23 protein-coding genes are annotated in these 22,325 nt (G+C 65.0%); 15 read left to right on the top strand and 8 right to left on the bottom strand.

The annotated features are described in order from the left end of the window. The first annotated feature begins 8 nt into the window (after nucleotides 1-8). The 3 genes from grxC to AB7531_RS03470 are packed head-to-tail and all read left to right on the top strand — an operon-like array spanning nucleotide 9 to nucleotide 1,638. Complete coding sequence (gene grxC / locus AB7531_RS03480) at nucleotides 9-284, top strand: glutaredoxin 3 (protein ID WP_063980577.1); 276 nt, start codon at nucleotides 9-11, stop codon at nucleotides 282-284. Next, a complete protein-coding gene (locus tag AB7531_RS03475; protein WP_063980576.1) occupies nucleotides 281-1,159 on the top strand; it encodes a carbon-nitrogen hydrolase family protein in 879 nt (292 codons plus the stop codon). The genes grxC and AB7531_RS03475 overlap by 4 nt, the downstream gene beginning before the upstream one ends. Next, complete coding sequence (locus tag AB7531_RS03470) at nucleotides 1,156-1,638, top strand: DUF1178 family protein (protein WP_063980575.1); 483 nt, start codon at nucleotides 1,156-1,158, stop codon at nucleotides 1,636-1,638. Before AB7531_RS03475 ends, AB7531_RS03470 begins: the two co-directional genes overlap by 4 nt. Here the strand turns inward: AB7531_RS03470 and AB7531_RS03465 are convergent. The 3 genes from AB7531_RS03465 to AB7531_RS03455 all read right to left on the bottom strand — a co-directional run bounded on the left by AB7531_RS03465 (nucleotide 1,635) and on the right by AB7531_RS03455 (nucleotide 3,897). Next, on the bottom strand, nucleotides 1,635-2,534 hold the full coding sequence (locus tag AB7531_RS03465) for an EamA family transporter (protein ID WP_063980574.1): 900 nt from the start codon (nucleotides 2,532-2,534) through the stop codon (nucleotides 1,635-1,637). The genes AB7531_RS03470 and AB7531_RS03465 overlap by 4 nt on opposite strands. 107 nt (nucleotides 2,535-2,641) lie before the next feature. Then, nucleotides 2,642-3,415, bottom strand: a complete 774-nt coding sequence (ubiG, locus tag AB7531_RS03460) for a bifunctional 2-polyprenyl-6-hydroxyphenol methylase/3-demethylubiquinol 3-O-methyltransferase UbiG (protein ID WP_063980573.1) — start codon at nucleotides 3,413-3,415, stop codon at nucleotides 2,642-2,644. 14 nt (nucleotides 3,416-3,429) lie between these two features. After that, nucleotides 3,430-3,897: a PH domain-containing protein gene (locus AB7531_RS03455; RefSeq protein WP_063980572.1), complete on the bottom strand. Its 468-nt coding sequence runs from the start codon at nucleotides 3,895-3,897 to the stop codon at nucleotides 3,430-3,432. 174 nt (nucleotides 3,898-4,071) lie between these two features. Between AB7531_RS03455 and AB7531_RS03450 the strand changes: the two genes are divergently transcribed. From AB7531_RS03450 to prfA, 3 genes are all read left to right on the top strand, one after another. Continuing rightward, on the top strand, nucleotides 4,072-5,328 hold the full coding sequence (locus tag AB7531_RS03450) for an aspartate kinase (protein ID WP_441279898.1): 1,257 nt from the start codon (nucleotides 4,072-4,074) through the stop codon (nucleotides 5,326-5,328). Between the two features lie 288 nt (nucleotides 5,329-5,616). After that, complete coding sequence (gene ptsP, locus AB7531_RS03445) at nucleotides 5,617-7,884, top strand: phosphoenolpyruvate--protein phosphotransferase (protein WP_063980570.1); 2,268 nt, start codon at nucleotides 5,617-5,619, stop codon at nucleotides 7,882-7,884. A 57-nt stretch (nucleotides 7,885-7,941) separates the two neighbouring features. After that, on the top strand, nucleotides 7,942-9,027 hold the full coding sequence (prfA, locus tag AB7531_RS03440; RefSeq protein ID WP_063980569.1) for a peptide chain release factor 1: 1,086 nt from the start codon (nucleotides 7,942-7,944) through the stop codon (nucleotides 9,025-9,027). Nucleotides 9,028-9,035: 8 nt separating this feature from the next. Here the strand turns inward: prfA and AB7531_RS03435 are convergent, their stop codons facing one another. Beyond that, entirely contained in the window at nucleotides 9,036-9,506 is a 471-nt protein-coding gene (locus AB7531_RS03435; protein ID WP_063980568.1) for a MarR family winged helix-turn-helix transcriptional regulator, read from the bottom strand. 112 nt (nucleotides 9,507-9,618) lie between these two features. Beyond that, nucleotides 9,619-10,248 carry a hypothetical protein gene (locus AB7531_RS03430; RefSeq protein WP_441279897.1) on the bottom strand — a complete coding sequence of 210 codons (630 nt, stop codon included), beginning with the start codon at nucleotides 10,246-10,248 and terminating at the stop codon, nucleotides 9,619-9,621. 251 nt (nucleotides 10,249-10,499) lie between these two features. On the opposite strand from AB7531_RS03430, the gene AB7531_RS03425 reads away from it, so the two are divergent. From AB7531_RS03425 to AB7531_RS03405, 5 genes are all read left to right on the top strand, one after another. Beyond that, a complete protein-coding gene (locus tag AB7531_RS03425) occupies nucleotides 10,500-11,834 on the top strand; it encodes a substrate-binding protein (protein ID WP_063980567.1) in 1,335 nt (444 codons plus the stop codon). A 99-nt stretch (nucleotides 11,835-11,933) separates the two neighbouring features. Beyond that, nucleotides 11,934-12,809: a branched-chain amino acid ABC transporter permease gene (locus AB7531_RS03420; protein WP_014490434.1), complete on the top strand. Its 876-nt coding sequence runs from the start codon at nucleotides 11,934-11,936 to the stop codon at nucleotides 12,807-12,809. Between the two features lie 11 nt (nucleotides 12,810-12,820). Continuing rightward, nucleotides 12,821-14,665, top strand: a complete 1,845-nt coding sequence (locus tag AB7531_RS03415; RefSeq protein ID WP_063980566.1) for a branched-chain amino acid ABC transporter ATP-binding protein/permease — start codon at nucleotides 12,821-12,823, stop codon at nucleotides 14,663-14,665. Beyond that, nucleotides 14,662-15,360: an ABC transporter ATP-binding protein gene (locus AB7531_RS03410; protein WP_063980565.1), complete on the top strand. Its 699-nt coding sequence runs from the start codon at nucleotides 14,662-14,664 to the stop codon at nucleotides 15,358-15,360. Before AB7531_RS03415 ends, AB7531_RS03410 begins: the two co-directional genes overlap by 4 nt. 155 nt (nucleotides 15,361-15,515) lie before the next feature. Continuing rightward, nucleotides 15,516-16,457 (top strand): DUF5996 family protein, encoded by a 942-nt coding sequence (locus AB7531_RS03405; RefSeq protein WP_441279896.1) that lies wholly within the window; start codon nucleotides 15,516-15,518, stop codon nucleotides 16,455-16,457. Nucleotides 16,458-16,592: 135 nt separating this feature from the next. Here AB7531_RS03405 and AB7531_RS03400 read toward each other — a convergent pair whose 3' ends face one another. Next, complete coding sequence (locus AB7531_RS03400) at nucleotides 16,593-17,018, bottom strand: HIT family protein (protein ID WP_063980563.1); 426 nt, start codon at nucleotides 17,016-17,018, stop codon at nucleotides 16,593-16,595. Between the two features lie 90 nt (nucleotides 17,019-17,108). Between AB7531_RS03400 and prmC the strand changes: the two genes are divergently transcribed. Beyond that, entirely contained in the window at nucleotides 17,109-18,005 is an 897-nt protein-coding gene (prmC, locus tag AB7531_RS03395) for a peptide chain release factor N(5)-glutamine methyltransferase (RefSeq protein ID WP_187387883.1), read from the top strand. A 464-nt stretch (nucleotides 18,006-18,469) separates the two neighbouring features. Continuing rightward, nucleotides 18,470-19,261 (top strand): DUF4167 domain-containing protein, encoded by a 792-nt coding sequence (locus AB7531_RS03390; RefSeq protein WP_441279895.1) that lies wholly within the window; start codon nucleotides 18,470-18,472, stop codon nucleotides 19,259-19,261. Nucleotides 19,262-19,311: 50 nt separating this feature from the next. Here the strand turns inward: AB7531_RS03390 and AB7531_RS03385 are convergent, their stop codons facing one another. After that, entirely contained in the window at nucleotides 19,312-20,052 is a 741-nt protein-coding gene (locus AB7531_RS03385; RefSeq protein ID WP_014490441.1) for a class I SAM-dependent methyltransferase, read from the bottom strand. A gap of 107 nt (nucleotides 20,053-20,159) precedes the next feature. Here AB7531_RS03385 and gloB point away from each other — a divergent pair, with 107 nt between their 5' ends. Then, nucleotides 20,160-20,927 carry a hydroxyacylglutathione hydrolase gene (gene gloB, locus AB7531_RS03380; RefSeq protein ID WP_063980560.1) on the top strand — a complete coding sequence of 256 codons (768 nt, stop codon included), beginning with the start codon at nucleotides 20,160-20,162 and terminating at the stop codon, nucleotides 20,925-20,927. Between the two features lie 23 nt (nucleotides 20,928-20,950). After that, nucleotides 20,951-21,373, top strand: coding sequence for a cupin domain-containing protein (locus AB7531_RS03375; protein ID WP_063980559.1), 423 nt, complete (start codon nucleotides 20,951-20,953; stop codon nucleotides 21,371-21,373). A 51-nt stretch (nucleotides 21,374-21,424) separates the two neighbouring features. Here AB7531_RS03375 and yddG read toward each other — a convergent pair whose 3' ends face one another. Further along, nucleotides 21,425-22,294 carry an aromatic amino acid exporter YddG gene (yddG, locus tag AB7531_RS03370; RefSeq protein ID WP_063986018.1) on the bottom strand — a complete coding sequence of 290 codons (870 nt, stop codon included), beginning with the start codon at nucleotides 22,292-22,294 and terminating at the stop codon, nucleotides 21,425-21,427. Nucleotides 22,295-22,325: the final 31 nt, after the last annotated feature.

The raw sequence follows: 22,325 nt of genomic DNA, 5'->3' as shown, positions 1-22,325 counted from the left end.
CACACGACATGACCGACGCTGTCGAAATCTACACCAGGCCGGGCTGTGGCTATTGTTCCGCCGCCAAATCGCTGCTGACCCGCAAGAAGGCAACCTTCACGGAGTTCGACATCGCCAGGAACCCGTCCTGGCGCGAAGAGATGTACGACCGCGCCGGCGGGGGCTCGACTTTCCCGCAGATCTGGATCGGCGGAACCCATGTCGGCGGTTGCGACGAGCTCTATGCGCTCGACCGCGAGGGCAAGCTCGACGGCCTGCTCGAAAGCGTAAAGGCGGTGTCATGAGCCAGGATCGCACCTTCACCGCCGCGATGATCCAGATGCGCACCGGCCTGATGCCCGAGCCGAGCCTCGCGCAGGCCACCAGGCTGATCCGGCAGGCTGCCGCCAACGGCGCCGACTACGTGCAGACGCCCGAAGTCAGCAACATGATGCAGCTCAACCGAAAGGCGTTGTTCGAGCACCTCCAGAGCGAAGAGGACGACACCTCGCTGAAGGCCTATCGCGCGCTCGCGGCGGAACTCGGAATTCACATTCATGTCGGATCGCTGGCGCTGCGCTACTCGGACGAAAAAGCGGTCAACCGCTCTTTCCTGATCGGGCCCGAGGGCAGTGTGCTCGCGAGCTACGACAAGATCCACATGTTCGACATCGAGTTGCCGGACGGCGAGAGCTATCGCGAATCCGCCAACTACCAGCCGGGCGAGACTGCCGTGATCTCCGACCTGCCCTGGGGCCGGGTCGGGTTGACGATCTGCTACGACGTGCGCTTCCCCGCGCTCTACCGCGCGCTGGCCGAGAGCGGTGCGTATTTCATCACCGTGCCCTCGGCCTTCACCCGCAAGACCGGTGAGGCGCACTGGCACATCCTGCTGCGCTCGCGCGCAATCGAGACCGGCTGCTTCATCTTCGCTGCCGCGCAGGCCGGCCTGCACGAGAACAAGCGCGAGACGTATGGCCACTCGCTGATCATCGACCCCTGGGGCGAGATCCTCGCCGAGGGTGACGTCGAGCCCGGGATCATCATGGCCAAGATCGACCCGGCCAAGGTCGAGACCGCCCGCCGCGCGATCCCCTCGCTCCAGCACGGCCGCCGCTTCGGCGTCGCCGATCCCAAGGCCGGGCCGGACCATCTCCACCTCGTGCGGGGATCGGCATGATCCGCTACGCGCTCCACTGCGACCGAAGCCACGCATTCGAAAGCTGGTTCCAGAGCTCGTCGGCTTATGATTCGCAGGTGAAGCGCAAGCTCGTGACTTGCCCGATCTGCGGCTCGGCCAAGGTCGAGAAGGCGATCATGGCCCCGCGGATCATCGGCAAGAAGGGCCGCGGACGGGCGACGCCGCCGCCGGAGCCGGCTTCAACGCCTGCGCCCGAGGCCGCGCCGTCGGGACCGACCTCGCTGATGATGGCGCAGGAGCGCGAGTTGCGCGCCAAGCTCAAGGAGCTGCGCGATCACATCGTCAAGAACGCCGACAATGTCGGCGAGCGTTTTGCGAACGAAGCCCGCGCGATGCATTACGGCGACAAGGAGCACCGTCCGATCTATGGCGAGGCTTCGCCCGACGAGGCAAAGTCGTTGATCGACGAAGGCATCGAGGTGTCGCCGCTGCCGACGCTGCCGGAAGATAGGAACTAGGCCCCCACCAGCACCGCAACGCCAACGACGATCAACGCGATACCAAAAATCTCGCGCGGCGCGATCGGCTGATTGAACGAGTAATACGCCACGCCTTGCGCGAACAGCACCTCGATCAAAGCGAGCGTGCGGACATTGGCGGCGGCCGTCAGCGCGAAGGCCAGGAACCAGAATTGCGAGGCGAACGCGCCCATGAAGCCGGCGAGCAGCGACGGCTTCCACAATCCCAGGATCGACTGGAGCACCTTTGGCGCGCGCCAGAGCAGATAGATCGTCAGCACCAGCGTCTGCACGAACAGACCGAGCACCAGCGTGAACGACGCCGCCGTCACGAAGGAGACATCAGGCACGTTGATGATCGCGCCGCGAAAACCGACCGCTGACAACGCGAACGCCGCAGCCGCGACGAGACCGGTGATGGTCGGCTTCAGCTCGGCAAAGCTCTTCTCGCCGCCGGGCCGCAGGGCCGTGATGACAACGCCGACAGTCGCGATCACGATCGCCAGCACCTTCAGCCAGGTCAGGTGATCGCCGAGGAAGACGAAGCCGAAAATCGCGGTCTGGATCGCCTCGGTCTTCAGGTACGCCGTCGTCACCACGAAGGAGCGATCGTTCATCGCGAGCAGCATCAGCCCGGTGGCGACGATCTGGCTGAGCGCCCCGAGCAGCAGCCACGGCCAGAACACGGTCGGCGGCATGCCGAGGTGATCGCCGGTAGCGATCAGCACCACTCCCAGAAACAGCAGCGAGAACGGGAAACCGAACAGGAAGCGGATATTGGTCGCGCCCCAGGTCCCCAGCGGCTTCGTCAGCGACCGCTGCATCGCATTGCGCGCGACCTGGCCTAGCGCAGCAATGACGGTGAAGGGAATCCAGAGGCTGGCGATGGTGAACATGCGGGTGGGAGCGGTAGGAGGGGAAGCCGTGGCCAACCTGCCGCTAGCGGCGAAGCAGGTCAATCACGCCCACGTCATGGGTGCGATGCTCGCGCCTCGCGTACCCCTCACACCATCCCTTCCGCCACGACCATGTAGTTCACGTCCATGTCGGAGGAGAGGGTCCATTTGTCGGCGAAGGGTGAGTAGACGACGCCGGTCTGCTCGGTGATGACGAGACGGTTGTCCAAAAGATACTTCGTCAGCTCGTCGGGGGTGACGAACTTGTTCCATTCGTGGGTGCCGCGCGGCAGCCAGCGCAGGACGTATTCGGCGCCGACGATGGCGAGCGCAAAGCTCTTCCAGTTCCGGTTCAGCGTCGAGACCACCATCAGCCCGTTCGGCTTCAGCAGCGCCGCGCAGCGCTTGAGGAAAACGCCGACATCGACGACGTGCTCGACCACTTCCATCGCCAGCACGATGTCGAAGCGCTCGCGCGGGTCGATCTCCTCGACCGTGGTGCAGCGGTAATCAATCGACAGATGGCTCTTGTCGGCATGCAGCTTCGCGGCGGCGATGTTGCTGACCGAGGGATCGACGCCGATGACCTGGGCACCGAGGCGCGACAGCGGCTCGCACAACAGGCCGGCACCGCAGCCGATGTCGAGCACGCGCAGGCCGCCGAGGCAGTTGAGGCTGCGCACGTTGCGCTCGAACTTGCGGCAGGCGGCGTCGCGGATATAGCCGAGCCGCAGCGGGTTGATCCGGTGCAGCGGGGCCATCTTGCCGTTGGGGTCCCACCACTCGGCCGAAAGTTTCGAGAATTTCGCGATCTCGGCGGCGTCGGCGGTCGAGCCCGGCTGCGGGCTTGCGGTTGCGGAAGTATTTTGCTGCATGCTCATGGTTAGGCGCGGTCCTACCGCGTGGTGATCGAACTACGGAAGGCGAGCGGCGAGGCGATTGTATCAATGATCTCGCGACCTTCACCCACACCGCGGATCGTCACGTTTCCATAGTTGAGAATACGTCCAAGAATCGACTGATCAACGTCGACGCTCTCTACCTTGTCGAGGCTCATCTCGAAGGTCTTCCGGGTAATGAACCCGGTCTTGTGCACAACCCGCAGATTGGTCACGTCGATCTCGGTGGTCCAGCGATGGAACCAAGCCTTGACTGTCGAGTAAAGGGCAACCAGCGCCACCAGACCGGAGCCGAACAGGCACAGAATCATCACGCTGTAGACGTCGATCAGGCGGGAGGCCACGTACAGGGCCAGAGCCGCGATCCAGGCCATCATCGCCGGGACATGGAAGATCCAGTGCGCATTGGTCGAATACAGCACCCGCTCGCCCGGTTGCAGGATCTCGTCGATATAACGCGCCATGATCTCGGTTAACCCATACCCCCAAGCCCGACCTTAGGTCGGACCTTACCCTGCCCCCGCAGGAACCCGCTTGCCCCCGGCCCCGCCGCTATGTATACGCGCGGTCGGTGTCCGCCCGCACCCGTCCGGTGCGGGTCACCATACTGATCCTTATGAGGGAATGCACGCGTCGTCATGAGCCGCCTCGTGATGAAATTCGGCGGCACGTCCGTCGCCAATATCGAACGTATCCGCAACGTCGCACGCCATGTGAAGCGTGAGGTCGACGCCGGCCATGAAGTGGCCGTGGTCGTCTCGGCGATGTCCGGTAAAACCAACGAGCTGGTGGCCTGGTGCACCGAGGCCTCGCCGATGCACGACGCGCGCGAATACGACGCCGTCGTCGCCTCCGGCGAACAGGTGACGTCGGGCCTGCTCGCCATCGTGCTTCAGGGCATGGGCATCCAGGCCCGCTCCTGGCAGGGCTGGCAGATCCCGATCAAGACCAGCGACGCCCATGCCTCGGCCCGGATCGAGGACATCGACGGCAGCGAGATCATCAAGCGCTTCCGGGAGCGCAAGGAGGTCGCGGTCATCGCCGGCTTCCAGGGCATCAATCCCGAGACCAATCGCATCACCACGCTCGGCCGCGGCGGCTCCGATACCTCGGCCGTGGCGATCGCCGCCGCCGTCAAGGCCGACCGCTGCGACATCTACACCGACGTCGACGGCGTCTACACCACCGACCCGCGAACCGTGCCGAAGGCCCGCCGCCTCGACAAGATCGCGTTCGAAGACATGCTGGAACTGGCCTCCCAGGGCGCAAAAGTGCTCCAGGTCCGCTCGGTGGAACTCGGCATGGTCCACAACATGCCGATCTTCGTCCGCTCGAGCTTCGACAAGCCCGAGGATATCGACCCGCATGCCAACCAGCCGCCCGGCACGCTGATCTGCAGCGAGGAGGAGATCATGGAAAGCCACGTCGTCACCGGCATTGCCTTTTCGAAGGACGAGGCCCAGATCTCGGTACGCCAGATCGAGGACAAGCCCGGCGTGGCAGCGTCGATCTTCGGCCCGCTGGCGGATGCCAACATCAACGTCGACATGATCGTGCAGAACGTCTCCGAGGACGGCAAGACCACCGATCTCACCTTCACGGTGCCGGCGGCCGACTACACCCGTGCCAAGGACACGATCACGGCCGCCAAAGGCAAGATCGGCTATGCCCGGCTCGATACCGCCACCGACGTCGCCAAGATATCGGTAATCGGCAGCGGCATGCGCAGCCATGCCGGCGTCGCCGCCCAGGCGTTTTCGGCCCTCGCCGGACGGAATATCAACATCCGGGCCATCACAACCTCCGAGATCAAATTCTCGGTTTTGATCGACACCGCCTATACCGAGCTCGCAGTACGCACCCTGCACACGCTCTACGGTCTCGATCAGGCCTAGACGAATTTTCTCTTAGCGGTCGCAGCAAACGCGAAGGTGTACACACCTTCGCGTTTGGCAGGCGTTTTGCTTGGCAAAACAAGCCTCAATTCGCTATACGGCGAACAGGGTGGGCTGCCGCAGACTGTGTCCCAGTTCAGGCGGCGCTGATTCGGTGCAAGCGCTAAATCTTGAGTAGATTTGTGTTTGTGCCTGCGCCGGACGAACAATTTGGTTGTTTTTCTGGAATTTTGGGCCAGCCGCCGGCCGATACCGCCGGGCCAGGCAGACGGAGGAGATTGACGGTTCATGCGGAGCGCGTCGGGAGGTCCCCGCGTCTTGTTGAGACGGCTCCGCGAAACCATGGCGGAGCAGGTCTCGGCCCAGGAGCGGCTGGACAAGATCGTGGTGCTGATCGCCGCCAATATGGTGGCCGAGGTGTGCTCGGTCTATGTGCTGCGCATTGACAACACGCTCGAGCTCTACGCCACCGAAGGCCTCAACCGCGAGGCGGTGCACCACACCGTGCTGAGCGCCCATGAGGGCCTGGTCGGCCTCGTCGCCAGCGAGGCGACCCCGCTCAATCTCAGCGACGCGCAAAGCCACCCGGCCTTCTCGTTCCGCCCGGAGACCGGCGAAGAAATCTATCACTCCTTCCTCGGCGTGCCGATCCTGCGCGCCGGCAACACGCTCGGCGTGCTGGTGGTGCAGAACCGCGCCAAGCGCAATTATGTCGAGGAGGAGCTCGAGGCGCTCCAGACCACCGCGATGGTGCTGGCGGAGCTGATCGCCTCCGGCGAATTGTCTGCGCTGGCCCAGCCGGGCCAGGAGCCGGCCGCGCGCCATTCGGCGCAGAAGGTCGGCGCCATCCTCTCGGAAGGCATCGCGCTCGGCCATGTCGTGCTGCACGAGCCGCGCGTCGTCATCAAGGACTACATCGCCGAGGATCTGCCGAAGGAGATCAAGCGGCTCGACACCGCGCTCGCCAAGCTGCGCGCCGATCTCGACCGCATGCTGGAGCGTGGCGACGTTGCCGAGGGCGGCGAGCACCGCGAGGTGCTGGAAGCCTACCGCATGTTCGCCAACGACCAGGGCTGGTCGCACAAGCTGCATGAGGCGGTCGCCACCGGCCTCACGGCGGAAGCCGCCGTCGAGCGCGTGCAGTCCGACACCCGCGCGCGGATGCTGCGCTCCACCGATCCCTATTTGCGTGACCGGCTGCACGATCTCGAGGATCTCGGCTACCGCCTGATGCGGCAGCTGGTCGGCCAGGACCACGCGCCCTCACGCGAGCAACTGCCCGACAATGCCATTGTCATCGCGCGCGCAATGGGCCCGGCGGCGCTGCTCGACTACGACCGCAAGCGCCTGCGCGGCATCGTGCTGGAGGAAGGCACCGCCAACTCCCACGTCTCGATCGTGGCCCGCGCGCTCGGCATCCCCGCGGTCGGCGAAGTCCCGAACGCGCCGGGCATCGCCGATCCCGGCGACGCCATCATCGTCGACGGCACCTCGGGCTCGATCTATGTGCGCCCGTCGCAGGAGGTCGAAGCCGCCTTCGCCGAACGCGTGCGCTTCCGCGCCCGCCGCCAGGCGCAATACCTCGCGCTGCGCGACCGTCCCTGCGTCACCAAGGACGGGCAGAAGGTCGAGCTGATGATCAACGCAGGTCTTGCGATCGACCTGCCGCATATCGAGGACACCGGCAGCGCCGGCATCGGCCTGTTCCGCACCGAGCTGCAATTCATGGTGGGGCAGAGCCTGCCGCGCACCAGCGACCAGCTCGCGCTCTATCGCACGGTGCTGGATGCCGCGGGCACCAAGCCCGTCACCTTCCGCACCCTCGACATCGGTGGCGACAAGGCACTGCCTTACATGGAAGCGGTGATCGAGGAGAATCCCGCACTCGGCTGGCGCGCGATCCGGCTCGGCCTCGATCGCCCCGGCCTGCTGCGCGGCCAGATCCGCGCGCTGCTGCGCGCCGGCGGCGGCCGCGCGCTGCGCATCATGTTCCCGATGATCTCGGAGGTCGCCGAATTCGATTCGGCGAAGGCGCTGGTCGAGCGCGAGCTGACTTATCTGCGCCAGCACGGCCACACCCTGCCGGAGCGGATCGACATCGGCACCATGGTCGAGGTGCCCGCCCTGCTCTACCAGCTCGACGAGCTCCTGAAGAAGGTCGACTTCATCTCGGTCGGCTCCAACGATCTGTTCCAGTTCCTGTTCGCGGTCGATCGCGGCAATGCGAAAGTCTCCGAGCGCTTCGACACGATGTCGGCGCCGATCCTGCGCGTGCTGCGCGAGATCGCGCGGAAGTCGAACGATGCAAAGAAGTCGTTATCGCTCTGCGGCGAGATGGCCTCCAAGCCGATCGGCGCACTGGCGCTGATCGCGATGGGCTATCGTTCGCTGTCGCTCTCGGCGACCGCGCTCGGTCCGGTCAAGGCGATGGTCATCGATCTCGACGCGAAGAAGGCCGAAGCGATGCTCGGCCCGCTGCTGGACGCGCCCTCCGGCAGCGTCTCGATCCGGCAGAAGCTGACGGAATTTGCCGAGGCCGAAGGCCTGGCGTTGTAGCGGGCCTGTCGCCCCCTCCCGCCGCCTCGCCCTCTTCCGCCATTTGAGACTGAACCGATGTCGTCACTCCCCGAAGCCAAACTGGACGTCCTGCTCGCGCATCACGCCTCGCTCGAGGCCGAATCGCTCGGCCAGCTCGCCTCCGAACGCTACGTGCAGATCACCCGCGAGCTCGCCGAGCTCACCCCGCTGATCGAGGCGGTGAAGGCGTATCGTTCTGCGGTCAAAGAACTCGCCGACACCGAGGCGCTGATCGCCGATCCCGCGACGGATTCCGAGATGCGCGGCATGGCTGAAGCCGAGCGCGACGAGCTGACGCCTAAAATCGAAGAGCTGGTCCAGAAGATTCGCGTCGCGCTGCTGCCCAAGGACGCCATGGACGACCGCAACGTGGTGCTGGAAATCCGCGCCGGCACCGGCGGCGACGAGGCCTCGCTGTTCGCCGGCGATCTGTTCCGGATGTACGAGCGCTTCGCGGCCTTGCAGGGCTGGAAGGTCGAGGTGATCTCGGCCAGCGAAGGCACCGTCGGCGGCTACAAGGAAATCATCGCGGAGGTGCAGGGCCGCGGCGCGTTCTCGAAGCTGAAATTCGAATCCGGTGTGCACCGGGTGCAGCGCGTGCCGGACACCGAAACGCAGGGACGCATCCACACCTCCGCCGCTACCGTCGCCGTGATGCCGGAGGTCGAGGAGGTCGACGTCGACATCAAGAACGACGATCTGCGGATCGAGACCATGCGGGCGCAGGGCGCCGGCGGCCAGCACGTCAACAAGACCGAATCGGCGATCCGCATCACCCACATCCCGACCGGCATCGTGGTGATGATGCAGGACAGCCGCTCACAGCATAAGAACCGCGCCTCCGCCATGAACATTCTGCGCTCGCGCATCTACGATGCCGAACAGCAGCGCCTCGACGCCGCACGCTCGGCCGAACGCAAGGAGAAGGTCGGCTCCGGCGACCGCAGCGAGCGCATCCGCACCTACAATTTCCCGCAAGGACGCGTCACCGATCATCGCATCAACCTGACGCTCTACAAGCTGCCGCAGGTGATCGCCGGCGAAGCGCTCGGCGAATTGACCGACGCGCTGACCACCGAGCATCAGGCCGCACAGCTCGCCGCGCAAGGCGCAGCCGCCTGAACCGCGCCTCAGCGCGCTTTGGCCCGGAACGATCGCAGGATCCTGGCCAGGGCGGGCGCGGCGGCACCCAGCTCGTCCAGGTGAATGCGCGAGAGCGATCGCAGCTTCTGCTCGCCCTTGGCCGTCAGCCTGACCAGGACGCGTCTTGCGTCCTGCGGATCGGCTTCCCGGCCGATCAGCTTCAGCTTCGCCATGCGATCCACCAGCTCCACCGCGGTATGGTGCCGGATCAGGAGGAAGCGCGCGATGTCGCCGACGCTTGCGCCGTCAGGGGCGGCCAGCCCCTTGATCGCCAGCAGCGCCTGATGCTGCTGCGGCGTCAAGCCGGCACTCTGGGCCGCGGCTTCGCTGAACGCCAGGAAGGTCCGGAGCTGATAGCGGAACTGTGCGAGCGCCGCATAGTCGGCCTCGCGCATCGCGCCGCCCTTTGAGGGCGCCGCGGACGCGGGACGCGTCGTCTTCCGCTTCGATTGAGTCATTCCTGCCTGCGACGTCGAGCCCACCGATGAAGCGGGCGGGCGCTGCCGAGACTAGCAAGGAAGGACCGGCGGAACCAACCGAGCGGCGCCGCGGATGCACAAATATCGGGGGCTATTCGAAACTGGAGAGCAGGATCTTCACCAGGATGACCTGAAACGCGATCGGGATGCGAACGCTCTTTCGCCTGATCGAGCGCTGGAGCGCGCTGGCGATCTCGGCGCTGGTCAAGGCCCCGGCCGACGCATTGGCAATCAACTCCGCCCACATCTGCGACAGCGAGCCGCCGGGCGGTATCACCGGCTTGATGGTCACGCCGCAGCCCTGGGCCCAATCCACGATCTCCCGCATCGTGTGAGGACCGCAGTTGCGCGTGGTCGCAAAGCGCTCGGCCGTCAGCGCGAGCAGCAACTCGCGCGACGGCAGCCAATTCCCCTTCGGCGGCTGTTCGCCGGTGAGCTCCACCGCAAGCTCCTTCAGAACATTCTGCGCGCGCACGCTCAGCTTCTGCATCGGGCCGGGCGCGCGCTTGGCCTGGACCTTGGCCTGGACGGAGCCGACGACGGGTCCGCGCCGGCCGGCTGACCGGCTGCACGGCTCGGACACGCGGGAGGCATCGCCCGACTGCGGCGCCGCGCGCTGGTCGCTGCCCTCCCCCGCGGGCCACGCGGCCTCCGGCCGCTCCGCCTCCTGCGGCCAGGATCGTCGCTTCCGGGCACTCGCCACTGTCGTCTGCCGCGCCATTTCTCTCGCCGAACCCGCCAGCCTCGTACTCACAAAGACTAATATATATCGTGATCCGATATGTTTTCACGTGATAATTTTCGTCGTTCGACCAAAGACGAAATTGACAGAAGGACTTCACGAGCAATGCTTAGGGCCAAGAGCTACACGCGGATGTGACGTGCCCGGCGCAGCAGGCCAGCGAGGCCGGCTGGCGCCGGACAGGTCGTGCTTGCGCCTGCAAACAAGAACGATGTTCGGAGGAAACGACCATGACTGACGATCTCATCCGCCGCGGCCTCTCGCGCCGTGGCCTGCTCCAGACCACAGCTAGCCTCATCGGCGGCTCGATGCTGCCCGCGACGCCGGCCTTTGCCGAGGACAAGCCGGCGATCGGCTCGTATCCCGCCGGCGTTTCGGGTTCCACCGCGTTCATCGGAATCTCGGTCCCGCGCACCGGCACCTATGCCGTGCAGGGCGAGGACGAGCTCAAGGGCTACCAGCTCGCGATCGAGCACATCAACAGCGGCCACGACCTGATCAAGAAGATTTCGCCGAAGACCAGCAAGGGCGTGCTCGGCAAGGAGCTGAAGTTCGGCGTCGCGGATTCCGCGGCCAAGCCGAACGAGGCGGTGCAGGCGCAGCAGCGCTTCATCAGCGAGAACAAGGCGATCATGATCACCGGCGGCACGTCGAGCGCCGTCGCGGTCGCGCTCAACAAGCTCGCGCAGCGCGAACACGTGCTGTTCGTGTGCGGCATTTCCGGCTCGAACGACACCACCGGCAAGGACTGCGTTCGCTACGGCTTCCGCCAGAATTTCTTCGGCCAGACCGCCGCCGCGGCGATCGGCCCGGTGATGGTGAGGGAGTTCGGCAAGAACAAGAAGGCCGCCTACCTGACGCCCGATTACACCTACGGCCACACCGTCACCAAGTCGATGCAGGACTTCCTCGCGACCGCGGGCTGGACGACGGTGACCAACCAGGTCGCACCGCTCGGCGCGCCCGACTACTCCTCATATCTGCTGAACGTCGCGAATTCCGGCGCCGACGTGCTCATCAACGTCAACTGGGGCCACGACGCGGTACTGTCGACCCAGCAGGCCAAGCAGTTCGGCGTGCTCGACAAGATGAAGCTGGTCGTCCCCTACCAGGTGCCCTTCATCGCACGCGAGACCGGCGGCCTGATGCAGGGCGTGTACGCCGCCACCGACTATTGGTGGACGATCGAGGACAAGTTCCCGCTCGCCAAGATGTTCAACGAGGCCTTCGAGAAGAAGTACGGCTACAAGCCCGAATGGGGCGCCGAGAACGCCTATGTCAGCTTCGCGCACTGGGCCCACATGTGCGAGCAGGCCGGCAGCTTCAATCCGCCCGACGTGATCAAGGCCTACGAGAAGGGCGAGACGATCCCCTCCCTGGTCGGCGACGTGCATTACCGCCCCGAGGATCACCAATGCGTCCGCCCGGTGATCATCGTGAAGGGCAAGCAGCAGAAGGACATGAAGAGCAAGGAAGACTGGTACGACGTCGTCGAGATCGTCCCCGGTGAAGGCCTGATGCAGAAGCCGGACGCGTTCGGCTGCCATCCCGGCGATTACAGCTGAGCCCGCGCTAACCCCTGTGACGCCGCGGGCTGCACTCTGGTCCTGCGGCGTCACCTTTTTCTGACGCGCACCATCGCGCGTCACAACGGCGATTGTCGCATGATCAGTTGGCCCAACCTCGTTTCGCAGCTTTTCAACGGGCTCGCGCTCGGCGCCCTGCTCGCGCTGATCAGCTCCGGCCTGACCATCATCTACGGCACGCTCGGCGTGCTCAACCTCGCGCATGGCGCGATGTTCATGATCGGCGGCTATGCCGGCTTCGTCGCCTACCAGTACACGGAGTCCTTCATCATCGCCGTCATCGCGGGCTCGCTGTTCGTGATGCTGCTCGGCGTCGCGATGGAACGCGTCATCATCCGCCATTTCTATCATCGCCCGCACGAGGATCAGCTGCTCGTGACCTTCGGGCTCGGCATCTGTTTCGTCGAGCTCGTGCGCCTGATCTTCTCGAGCCAGTCGCAGCTGGTGCCGCCGCCGGCCCTGTTCCAGGGCATCACCAATCTCGGCTTCATGTTCTATCCGACCTACCGCCTCGCCGTCGTCGGCATCGTCGCGGTCGCCCTCGGCGCACTGTTCATCGTCCTGTACCGGACCCGGCTCGGCATGATCGTGCGCGCCGGCATCGAGGATTCGGTGATGGTCGATTCGCTCGGCATCAACGTCTACCGCGTCTTCATGGTCGTGTTCGGCATCGGCGCGATGGCCGCCGGATTTGCCGGCATCGTCAATGCGCCGGTGGTGTCGCTGACACCGGGCATCGGTGACGACATCCTGGTCCAGACCTTCGTGGTGGTGGTGATCGGCGGCGTCGGCTCGTTTCCGGGCGCGATCCTCGGCGGCCTGATCGCCGGCGAGATCATCAGCGTCACCTCCATGTTCAACCCCGGCTACGCCTATGTGATGCTGTTTGCGGCGATGACGCTCGTGCTCGTGGTGCGACCGCATGGCCTGCTCGGCGTCCAGGGCCGCGAGTAAGCGATTTCCTGATGCTCAAGCAACGCCCGTTCCTGATCGAGACCCTGACCGCGATCGGTTTGATCGCAGCCCCTTTCGTGCTGCCTCATCTCGGCTTCGCCCCGAACACCGTGAACCGGATTCTGGTCTGGGGCCTGTTCGGTCTCGGCTTCGACATCCTGTTCGGATTCACCGGCCTGCTGTCGTTCGGCCAGTCCGCCTTCTACGGCACCGGCGGCTTTGTCGCGGCCTACCTCCTGACCCGCGCGGGCTTCGGCAACGTGCTGGGCGCGCTGATCATCGGCATGATCGCGGCGGCGGCGACCGGCTACCTGATCGGCCTGATCGCGCTGCGCCGCACCGGCATCTATTTCGCCATGATCACGGTGGCGATCGCGGAGGTGTTCTTCTTCGTCGAGTTCAATCCGCTCTCGGATTTCACCGGCGGCGAGAACGGCCTGCCGGGCGTGCCGACACCGAGCTTCAATCTCGGTTTCACCACCATCCACTTCACCAATGGCTGGTCGCTCTATCAGTTCATCGCGCTGTGCTACTTCATCGGCGTCATCATCGCGCTCAGGATCGTCCGCTCGCCGGTCGGCGCCATCTTCAGCGCGATCCGGGACAATCCGCTGCGCGCCACCGCCGTCGGCCACAACATCCACGGCTACAAGTTGACCGCCTTCGTGATCGCTGCGGCCTATGCGGGCTTCGCCGGCGGCCTGCTCGGCGTATTGCAGGCCTTCATGCCGCCTGACGCCTTCACTTTCGACACCTCGGGCCAGCTCGTGATGCAGACCGCCATTGGCGGCCGCGGCACGCTGTTCGGACCGCTGGTCGGCGCAACAGTTTGGCTCTTCCTTCAGGATTTCCTCCAGTCCGCGCTGGGCCTCGGGGCGGCCTGGAAGCTCGTGCTGGGCGTCGTGTTCGTGGTGCTGGTCTGCTTCCTGCGCGGCGGCATTGTGGGCGGCCTCGTCGATCTCTACGGCCTCGTGTCCGGCAAGCGAGCGCGGAAGGCTGCGGAGACGGAGGTGGAGGCCGAGATCGAGACGCCACAGCAAGCTCCGCCTGCACCGATGCAGGCCAGGGAGGTCGCGCATCCCGCCTATTCCGGGCCGATCCTGAAAGCCACCGGCCTGACCAAGCGCTATGGCGGTCTCGTCGCCAACAGCGACATCGATTTCAGCGTCAATCAGGGCGAGCTGCGCGGCATCATCGGGCCCAACGGCGCCGGCAAATCGACCTTCTTCAAGATGCTGACCTGCGAGATCGCGCCGACCTCCGGCCGGATCGTGTTCGAGGGCCGCGACATCACGGGATTGAAGGTCACCGAGGTTTGCCAGCTCGGACTCACCAAGAGCTACCAAGTCAACCAGCTCTTCACGGGCCTCACGGTGCGGCAGAACCTGACGATCGCAGCACTCGCCGAGCTGCGCGGCAAATTTCGGCTCGACCTGTTCCGCAAGCTCTCGGGCGTGAAGGGCCTGACGGAGCAGGTCGAGCACACGCTTGCCCTGGTCAATTTGACCCGCCGCGCCGATACGCCGGTATCCGAGCTCGCCTATGGCGAGAAGCGCCGGCTGGAGATCGGGCTTGCGCTCGCCACCTCGCCGCGCCTGCTGCTGCTCGACGAGCCGCTCGCGGGCATGAGCCCGCGCGAACGGGTCGAGACCGTCAAGCTGCTCAAATCGATCGCGCGCGGGCGCACCATGATCATCATCGACCACGACATGGATTCGCTGTTCGAGCTGGTCGAGCGCGTGACGGTGCTCCAGGAGGGCAAGGTGCTGCTGGACGGCACACCGGAGGAAATCAGGACCAACGCCGCGGTGCAGGAAGCCTATCTCGGCGGCGTTCACGGAGAGATCGCCGCATGAGCCTGATCGAGGTCAACGGCCTGAACAGCTACTACGGGGACTCCCACATCCTGTTCGACGTCGCCATGCGCGTCGAGCGGCACGAGGTGGTGGCGCTGCTCGGGAGGAACGGCGCCGGCAAGAGCACGACGCTCAAGAGCCTGATGGGCGTCGTGACGCCCCGCAGCGGCAGCGTGAAGTTCGACGGCATCGATATCGCCGGACGCAAGAGCCACAGAATCGCGCAGGCCGGCATGCAGCTCGTGCACGAGGAGCGCCGGATCTTCGGCAGCTTGTCGGTGGAGGAGAACATCGTCCTCGCCGGGATCACCGCACCGAAGCGCTGGCCGCTCGAGCGCGTCTACGAGATGTTTCCGCGGCTGAAGGAGCGGCGCAACAACCGCGGCACCGAGCTCTCCGGCGGCGAACAGCAGATGCTCGCGATCGCCCGGGCGCTGGTGCGCGATCCCAAGATCGTGCTGCTGGACGAGCCGTTCGAGGGGCTCGCGCCCGTCATCGTCCACGATCTGGTCAAGGCCTGCCGCGAGCTCGCGGCCGCCGGCCAGACCATCGTGCTGGTCGAGCAGAATCTGGCAGCGACGCTGGCGCTGGCGACGCGGATCTACATCATCAACAACGGCCACATCGTGCACGAGGGACCGGCGCAGGAGCTCAAGGTCCAGCCGGAGCTGCTGCAGCGATACCTTGGCGTCTAGGTCGAGTCCCCCTAAACTCCGGGATATCTGCTTTCGAGGGCGCAGCATGCGGCCTCGCCCCCGGAATGTCGCCTTGGGCCCAAAGCGGACACAGGGTCGCCTTTAGCCGAGGTGAGGTCTTGCCAAGCCGAACCGAACCTGAGGGAGGAGACGCTATGAGCGCGATCTGGCCGGAGATTCCCTTCGAGGCATGGCGCGAAACCTGTTCCGCGCTTCATCTGTATTGCCAGATTGTCGGCAAGTATCGGCTCGCGAGAACGCCGTGGGTCAACCATTCCTGGCACGCGACCTTCTACGTGAATGCACGCGGGCTCACGACTTCGCTGATTCCAGACGCATCAGGTATCGAGATCGTCTTCGATCTCTCCCATCACGTCCTGATCGGAGAAGCAGCTGATGGGCGCAGGGCGGAAATGCCGCTCGGGCGAATGTCCGTCGCCGAATTTCACGCCCGGTTCTGTGATTTGGTAGAACATCTCGGCGGAACACCAGAATTTGACGGTCGGCCCAGTGAGGTCCCGGATCCGATCCCGTTCACGGAGGACCGCCAGATCAGGCCCTATGACGCAGACGCCGTGACGCGGTTCTTCCGCGCCCTCGTCGCGATCAGCGGAGTGTTCTATCGGTTTCGGACGGGATTCATCGGGAAAGTCAGTCCGGTCCATCTCTTCTGGGGCAGCTTCGATCTCGCGGTGACGCGCTTCTCTGGGCGTTCCGCTCCGCTTCACCCGGGTGGCGTCCCGGGTTTGCCGGACGTCGTGACACGCGAGGCCTATAGCGATGAGGTCTCGTCCGCCGGCTTTTGGCCGGGCGGAGGTGGCACAGACTTTGCGGCTTTCTACTCCTATGCCTACCCCACCCCGAATGGCTTTGCTGACGGACAGGTCATGCCGGCGGGCGCATACTTCGATCGGAAGCTCGGCGAATATCTCCTGCCCTACGACCTTGTGCGAAAATCCAGCGAGCCAGAGGCCACGCTCATGGCGTTTCTGCAAACCACCTATCAGGCAGCAGCTGATGTCGGACGCTGGGATCGTGCCGCGCTCGAATGTCCGATTGGCTCTCCCCTTCGACCCCGCCCGCTGAACAGGAACTGATGAAGGTTCGATGAAAGATCGCTGGCTCGCAGTTTCGGTGGAGCGAAGCTGCGCCAGTCGATTTCGAGTTTGTCTCGATGATGGGTTTCGCAACAGCTCTACCCGTCCTACGGTCTTGCTGCAGCGCTATCTCGATCAACTGCCAAGCGCCGCAATCATCCGCTTGGCGTGAGCCGCGAGCACGGCCATGTCTTCCTTGCGCGTCTGCGCCGGCAGCAGCTCGATTCCGGCCCTGACCGGCATGACGTGCATGTGCAGGTGGAAGACCACCTGCCCGCTCGCCGGTTCACTGAACTGCTGCAGGATGATACCCTCGGCGTCGAACGCCTTCATCGCTGCAATCGCGATCCGTTTGCCGGTTCGGGCGACCGCGGCGAGATCGTCATCCGCGATGTCGAGGATGCCACGCGCCGGCGCCCGGGGGATGACCAGCGTGTGTCCGGGCGAGCGCGGCATGATGTCGAGGAAGGCGAGGCTGCGGTCGTCGCTGAAAACCTCGAAGCAGGGAATCTCGCCGCGCAGGATCTTTGCGAAGACGTTCTGATCGTCGTAAGCCGCCATGGATCCCTCGCTGGCTGCGAGATGCGATCAGACGCGCTCCTTTCCGTTGACGCAAGCAATGCCGCCGATCTATCCACGATACCAGGCAGGATGGCTCCATTGGCGACAGGTTTCGATTCCGGACACAGCATCGAGAGTGCGCGGCGCGCGCTTGCGGCGCGGCTGCAATCGGCCGGCATCGAAGAGCCCGCCCTCGACGCGCGCCTGCTCGTCGGAGCCGCGCTGAGGCTTGATTTGACCGGCATCGTCACGCAGGCGGCGCGCCAGCTCACGCCCGAAGAGGCCGCGCGGCTCGAAGCCTATGCGCAGCGCCGGCTCGCGCATGAGCCGGTCGCCCGCATTCTCGGCGCGCGCGAATTCTGGGGCCTGCCGTTCCAACTGTCCGAAGCGACGCTGGTGCCGCGGCCGGACACCGAGACCGTGGTCGAACTGGCACTGGAAATCTTTCGGGAGGCCGCGATATCGGGGCAGCGCCCGCGAATCGCGGATATCGGCACTGGATCCGGCGCGATCCTGCTCGCGCTGCTGCACGAAATTCCCGATGCCTTCGGTGTCGGAACCGATCTCAGCCTCTCCGCGCTCGACACCGCGCGGAGCAATGCCGCAGCACTGGGCCTCGCCGATCGTTCCGGCTTCGTCGCCTGCTCCTATGCGGCGGCGCTGCGCGGCCCGTTCGATCTCATCGTGTCGAATCCGCCCTATATTCCCTCAGGGGAAATTCCGAAACTGAGCCTCGATGTGCGCGAGCACGATCCGCATCTGGCGCTCGACGGCGGCAATGACGGCTATGACGCCTACCGCGCCCTGATCCCGCAGGCGGCCGAGCGGCTCGCCCCCGGCGGGGCGTTGATCGTCGAGGCGGGGCAAGGGCAGGCCCGCGATATTGAAACCTTGATGACGGCCGCCGCGTTGTCTGTGGACAGGCCGCCCAAGGCCGATTTGGCGGGCATCCCGCGGGCGGTTTCGGCCCGAAAAATGCCCCCATAAAAGCCGGATTGGGTTGCAAAAAACCTCTTGGAATATCCCTTGGGAACGACTACGTTCCGGTCAACACATCGGTGCCGGCCCCGTAGACCTACGGGCAAAAGCCGGGCTCTCGGGCGAGAGCTTTACTGATTTAAAGGTTCCAAGCCGCAGGTCCTGTTGAGCGCGATGGCCATTGGAGCTGCGCTGCTCTCCGACCGCAAAGTGAACGAAAGCCTGATATTGCGCTTGAAGACTTACGCAACAAAGCTGGGCTTGTTTCGGCAGGCGATATGAATGGGTTCGCTGGCAATGGATGCTGGCGGGTGGGGAACGCGTCTTTGTTGAACGCGACGGTCGACGGACATCGGCAGGGTTCAAGCCGCTCTTGCGCGCGGTGCGCATGAGAGATGTGAACCGCTGTCATCAGGTCACTCCGAGCAATCAGTAATGCGTGCAACCTTTAGGGCTGGAATTAAAGGCAGGACATGAGAAACGGTCAGAACAAGCAGCGGATGCGCAACCGCAATAACAATAATAATAACAACAACAACCGGCGCGGCCAGAACCCGATGACCCGGGTTTACGAATCGAACGGACCCGACATCAAGATCCGCGGCACGGCTTCGCACATCGCCGAAAAATATCTTCAGCTCGCGCGCGATGCGCGCTCTTCCGGCGACCCGGTCGCCGCCGAGAACTACTACCAGCACGCCGAGCATTATTTCCGCCTGATCGCGGCAGCCCAGGAACAGTTCCGCCAGAACCAGCAGCCGCGCGGCGACGAGCCCGTCAGCAACAGCGGCGACGACAGCGAGGACGACGGCGAGAATTTCTCGAATTTCGGCCAGGAGCCGGGCTTCGTCCCGCAGCCGCCGCAGCAGCAACAGCCCTTCATGCGCGACCGCGACGGCCAGCGCGATCACCAGCGTGATCATCAGCCGCGTGACGGCCAGCAGCCCTATCAGCGCGACAACCAGCAGCCCCGCGAACATCGCGAACGCGACCATCGTGCGCAGCCGCAATATCAGCCGCAGCCGCTGCCGCTGAACCAGCCGCAGCCCGTCGTTGCCGACGCCGGCAGCGTCGATCGCCTGCCCTCCTTCATCACCGGCGCACAGCCGCAAGTGAATAGTGCCGCGAATGGCGGTCAGGGCGGCCTGGAAGGCGGCGGTGGCGGCGAACGCTTTCCGCGGCGGCGCCGCCGGCCGCACGGCCCGCGCCCCGAGCGCGAGGCGGCTCCGGCCGGCTCCAGCGACGAAGTCGCCTCCGGCGAGTAAGCTTCTTCTGATCTGCAATCGTCCCGGCCTCGCGCCGGGACGATTTGTTTTCAAGTGCGCGTCACCGTCGAGGACGGCACCAGCACCGGCTTCAACGAGGGAATCAGCCGCGCGCGCTCGCGCTTGGCGGGGATCGCGCGATAGACCTGCTTGGTCGCCTCGACAATGTGCACGCCGGCAAAGGGCAGCGACAGCGCCGCGCCCGCACGCTCCCACACCTGCGCCGATTTCAGCACCCAGCCGCCGGCATAGGGCGGCATGAACAGCGCCTCGCCCCAGGCGGTCGGCGTGAACCAGGTCTGGCGCAACAGGTCGGTGATCTGCGAGCGCGAATAGGGCCGGCCGTGACCGAACGGCGTGCTGTCGGTGCGGGTCCATACCCCGCGCCGGTTCGGGATCACCGCGATCACGCGGCCGGAGGGCGACAGCACCCGCCACACCTCGCGCAAGAGCGCGGCCGGATCGTCCGACATCTCCAGCGCATGAATTAGCAGGATCCGGTCGACCGCGGCGTCAGGAAGCGGCAGCGAGAATTCATCGACCAGCGAGGCCAGCGCCGGCCGGCCCGTCGGCCATTTCAAGACGCCCTGCGCCGACGGCATGAAGGCGATGCAGCGCTCCGCGTCCTCGCGGAACAGGCCGAGATAAGGGGTGGGATAGCCGATGCCGAGCACACGCTGGCCCGCGGCGGTCGGCCAGCGCTCCCTGATGCCGCGATTGATCATTTGCCGCGCCACAATCCCGAGGCGACGGGAGTAGAACTCGCGGAGGTCGACGACATCAATGGTCATGACGGCAATGTAACATGCACGAGGCGGCTCCCGCGCCCGGAATATTGCATTGCCTGCGCAACGTTAACGCCATATTTGTCTGCGGGGCTGAGCGCGATGGAGATGACATGGCCGCCGAAATTCGTACTTTCACCTGTTTAAACGACAATTTCGGTTATCTGATCCACGATGTGGAAACCAAGGCGACGGCGTCGATCGACGCGCCGGAGGCCGGCCCCATCCTGAAGGCGCTTGAGCGCGAGGGCTGGCAGCTCACCGACATCCTGATCACCCATCATCATGGCGATCATGTCGGCGGGGTCGCCGAACTCAAGCAGAAATACAATTGCCGCGTCGTCGCGCCGCATGACAAGACGACTGAGATCGCCAACGTCGACCTGCGCGTCGCCAATGCCGACATCGTCAAGGTCGGCAGCTTGCTGGGGCGCGTTCTGGAGACGCCCGGCCACACGCTCGACCACATCTCCTACGTGTTCGACAATGAGAAGACGCTGTTCGCGGCCGACACGTTGTTCTCGATCGGCTGCGGCCGCGTGTTCGAAGGCGACTACCCGATGATGTGGGACTCGCTTCTGAAGCTGCGGGCGCTGCCTGACGACTTCAAGCTCTATTGCGGGCACGAATACACCGCGTCCAACGTCAAGTTCGCGCTCACCATCGACCCCGACAATGTGGCGCTCCAGGCACGCGCGGCGGAAGTGGCGAAGCTGCGGGCCGAGAATAGGCCAACCATTCCATCACTGCTTGGTGACGAGAAGCGAGCAAACGTGTTCCTGCGTGCTGATGAACCATCGGTCGCAACCAGGCTACACATGAAGGGCGCGGACGCTGCCGCGGTGTTTGGCGAACTGCGCGAGCGCAAGAACAAATCCTGAAGAAGAAATCCTGACGGGGATCGATGCCGACCGCAGCCGAGATCATCGCACGCCTCGAACTCCGCCCGCATCCCGAAGGCGGCCACTACCGCGAGACGTTTCGCGACCAGACCACGGACCCTAACGGCCGGTCGCGCTCGACCCTCATTTATTTCCTGCTCGCGCGCGGCGAACGCTCGCATTGGCATCGCATCGACGCCGTGGAGACCTGGCACTACTACGCCGGCAGCCCGCTGACGCTGCGCATCGCGCATGAAGGCTGCTCGCAACACGAGGTGCGGCTCGGCACGGACCTTGTGAGCGGCGAACGGCCGCAGGGAATCGTGCCGGCGAATGCCTGGCAGACGGCGGAGAGCATGGGAGAGTGGACGCTGGTCGGTTGCACCGTGGCGCCCGCATTCGAGTTCGCAAAATTCGAGCTCGCGCCGAAGGACTGGGAGCCGTAAGGCGCACTGTCATTCCCTGGCGCCGCATGGCAGCGAGCCCGACAACAACTGTCACCGCTTCCGCAGCACCATATCCTTCGCCGCGATCAGGCCGCCGCCGGCGATCAGGATCGCGGCGATGGCGATGTTCGCGCTGGCTTTTGCAAAACCGGCGGCGATGAGGAATCCGGTCGAGAGCAGCGGCGTCGCATAGGATGCGGCGCCGAGCACGCGGATGTCGCCGCGCTTCATACCGATGTCCCAGGCGTAGAACGCGGCGCCGACGGGGCCGATGCCGAGAGCGGCCACGGAGAGCCATTGCAGCGTCGTCTCCGGCCACACCGTGGTTTCAAGCAGACCATGCATCAGCGCGGCAAGCGCGGCGGTGGCAAGGCAGAAGCCCGCGACCGCATCGGTCGGCACCGCCTTCAATCGCCGCGACAACACCGAATAGGCCGCCCAGACGAACGCCGCGATGAACGCCGCAATCAATCCCGGCAGCTGGCCCGGCGCGAAGCCGGAGGTGCTCCCGGCGAACAGCAGCACGGTGCCGACGAGGCCGAGCACGGCACCAATGATGTGATGCACCGCAAGCCGCTCGCCCGGCAGGAACGACGAGAACAGCACGATCAGGAGCGGCCACATGTAATTCAAAAGACCGGCTTCGGCCGGCGGCGCAAAGCGCAGCGCCAGGAAATACAGTGCGTGATAGCCGAACAGGCCACCGACGCCGACGACCCACACGACCAGCGGCTGACGCAAGCTCCTCGCCGCATCGCCACGGCCGACCCAGGTGAGGAGGCCGACGAGACCGCCGATCGCGAACGTCATGGCGGCGAGCTGGAACGCCGGAATCTTTCCGGTCGCCACCGTCATCACGGATAGCAGCGACCACATCAGGATCGCGGTCAATCCGATCAGTGTGGCTGTGCGCGGGGTCATCAATCGAAAGGCCCTGAGGACGATGATGCCC

Origin of the sequence: Bradyrhizobium sp. 63_E2_N1_3 (assembly GCF_052076005.1) — a bacterium.
Classification (GTDB): domain Bacteria; phylum Pseudomonadota; class Alphaproteobacteria; order Rhizobiales; family Xanthobacteraceae; genus Bradyrhizobium; species Bradyrhizobium barranii.
This window is presented reverse-complemented; position numbering and strand designations above follow the sequence as displayed.

Bases quoted from the DNA above. Each gene is read 5' to 3' on its own strand.
- prfA (WP_063980569.1), top strand. From the start codon at position 7,942: ATGTCGTCACTCCCCGAAGCCAAACTGGACGTCCTGCTCGCGCATCAC.
- AB7531_RS03400 (WP_063980563.1), bottom strand. From the start codon at position 17,018: ATGGCGGCTTACGACGATCAGAACGTCTTCGCAAAGATCCTGCGCGGC.
- AB7531_RS03390 (WP_441279895.1), top strand. From the start codon at position 18,470: ATGAGAAACGGTCAGAACAAGCAGCGGATGCGCAACCGCAATAACAAT.
- AB7531_RS03430 (WP_441279897.1), bottom strand. From the start codon at position 10,248: ATGGCGCGGCAGACGACAGTGGCGAGTGCCCGGAAGCGACGATCCTGG.
- AB7531_RS03385 (WP_014490441.1), bottom strand. From the start codon at position 20,052: ATGACCATTGATGTCGTCGACCTCCGCGAGTTCTACTCCCGTCGCCTC.
- AB7531_RS03405 (WP_441279896.1), top strand. From the start codon at position 15,516: ATGAGCGCGATCTGGCCGGAGATTCCCTTCGAGGCATGGCGCGAAACC.
- AB7531_RS03435 (WP_063980568.1), bottom strand. From the start codon at position 9,506: ATGACTCAATCGAAGCGGAAGACGACGCGTCCCGCGTCCGCGGCGCCC.
- AB7531_RS03415 (WP_063980566.1), top strand. From the start codon at position 12,821: ATGCTCAAGCAACGCCCGTTCCTGATCGAGACCCTGACCGCGATCGGT.
- AB7531_RS03455 (WP_063980572.1), bottom strand. From the start codon at position 3,897: ATGGCGCGTTATATCGACGAGATCCTGCAACCGGGCGAGCGGGTGCTG.
- AB7531_RS03420 (WP_014490434.1), top strand. From the start codon at position 11,934: ATGATCAGTTGGCCCAACCTCGTTTCGCAGCTTTTCAACGGGCTCGCG.
- AB7531_RS03425 (WP_063980567.1), top strand. From the start codon at position 10,500: ATGACTGACGATCTCATCCGCCGCGGCCTCTCGCGCCGTGGCCTGCTC.
- yddG (WP_063986018.1), bottom strand. From the start codon at position 22,294: ATGACCCCGCGCACAGCCACACTGATCGGATTGACCGCGATCCTGATG.
- AB7531_RS03475 (WP_063980576.1), top strand. From the start codon at position 281: ATGAGCCAGGATCGCACCTTCACCGCCGCGATGATCCAGATGCGCACC.
- gloB (WP_063980560.1), top strand. From the start codon at position 20,160: ATGGCCGCCGAAATTCGTACTTTCACCTGTTTAAACGACAATTTCGGT.
- ptsP (WP_063980570.1), top strand. From the start codon at position 5,617: ATGCGGAGCGCGTCGGGAGGTCCCCGCGTCTTGTTGAGACGGCTCCGC.
- AB7531_RS03450 (WP_441279898.1), top strand. From the start codon at position 4,072: ATGAGCCGCCTCGTGATGAAATTCGGCGGCACGTCCGTCGCCAATATC.
- AB7531_RS03410 (WP_063980565.1), top strand. From the start codon at position 14,662: ATGAGCCTGATCGAGGTCAACGGCCTGAACAGCTACTACGGGGACTCC.
- prmC (WP_187387883.1), top strand. From the start codon at position 17,109: ATGGCTCCATTGGCGACAGGTTTCGATTCCGGACACAGCATCGAGAGT.
- grxC (WP_063980577.1), top strand. From the start codon at position 9: ATGACCGACGCTGTCGAAATCTACACCAGGCCGGGCTGTGGCTATTGT.
- AB7531_RS03375 (WP_063980559.1), top strand. From the start codon at position 20,951: ATGCCGACCGCAGCCGAGATCATCGCACGCCTCGAACTCCGCCCGCAT.
- AB7531_RS03465 (WP_063980574.1), bottom strand. From the start codon at position 2,534: ATGTTCACCATCGCCAGCCTCTGGATTCCCTTCACCGTCATTGCTGCG.
- ubiG (WP_063980573.1), bottom strand. From the start codon at position 3,415: ATGAGCATGCAGCAAAATACTTCCGCAACCGCAAGCCCGCAGCCGGGC.
- AB7531_RS03470 (WP_063980575.1), top strand. From the start codon at position 1,156: ATGATCCGCTACGCGCTCCACTGCGACCGAAGCCACGCATTCGAAAGC.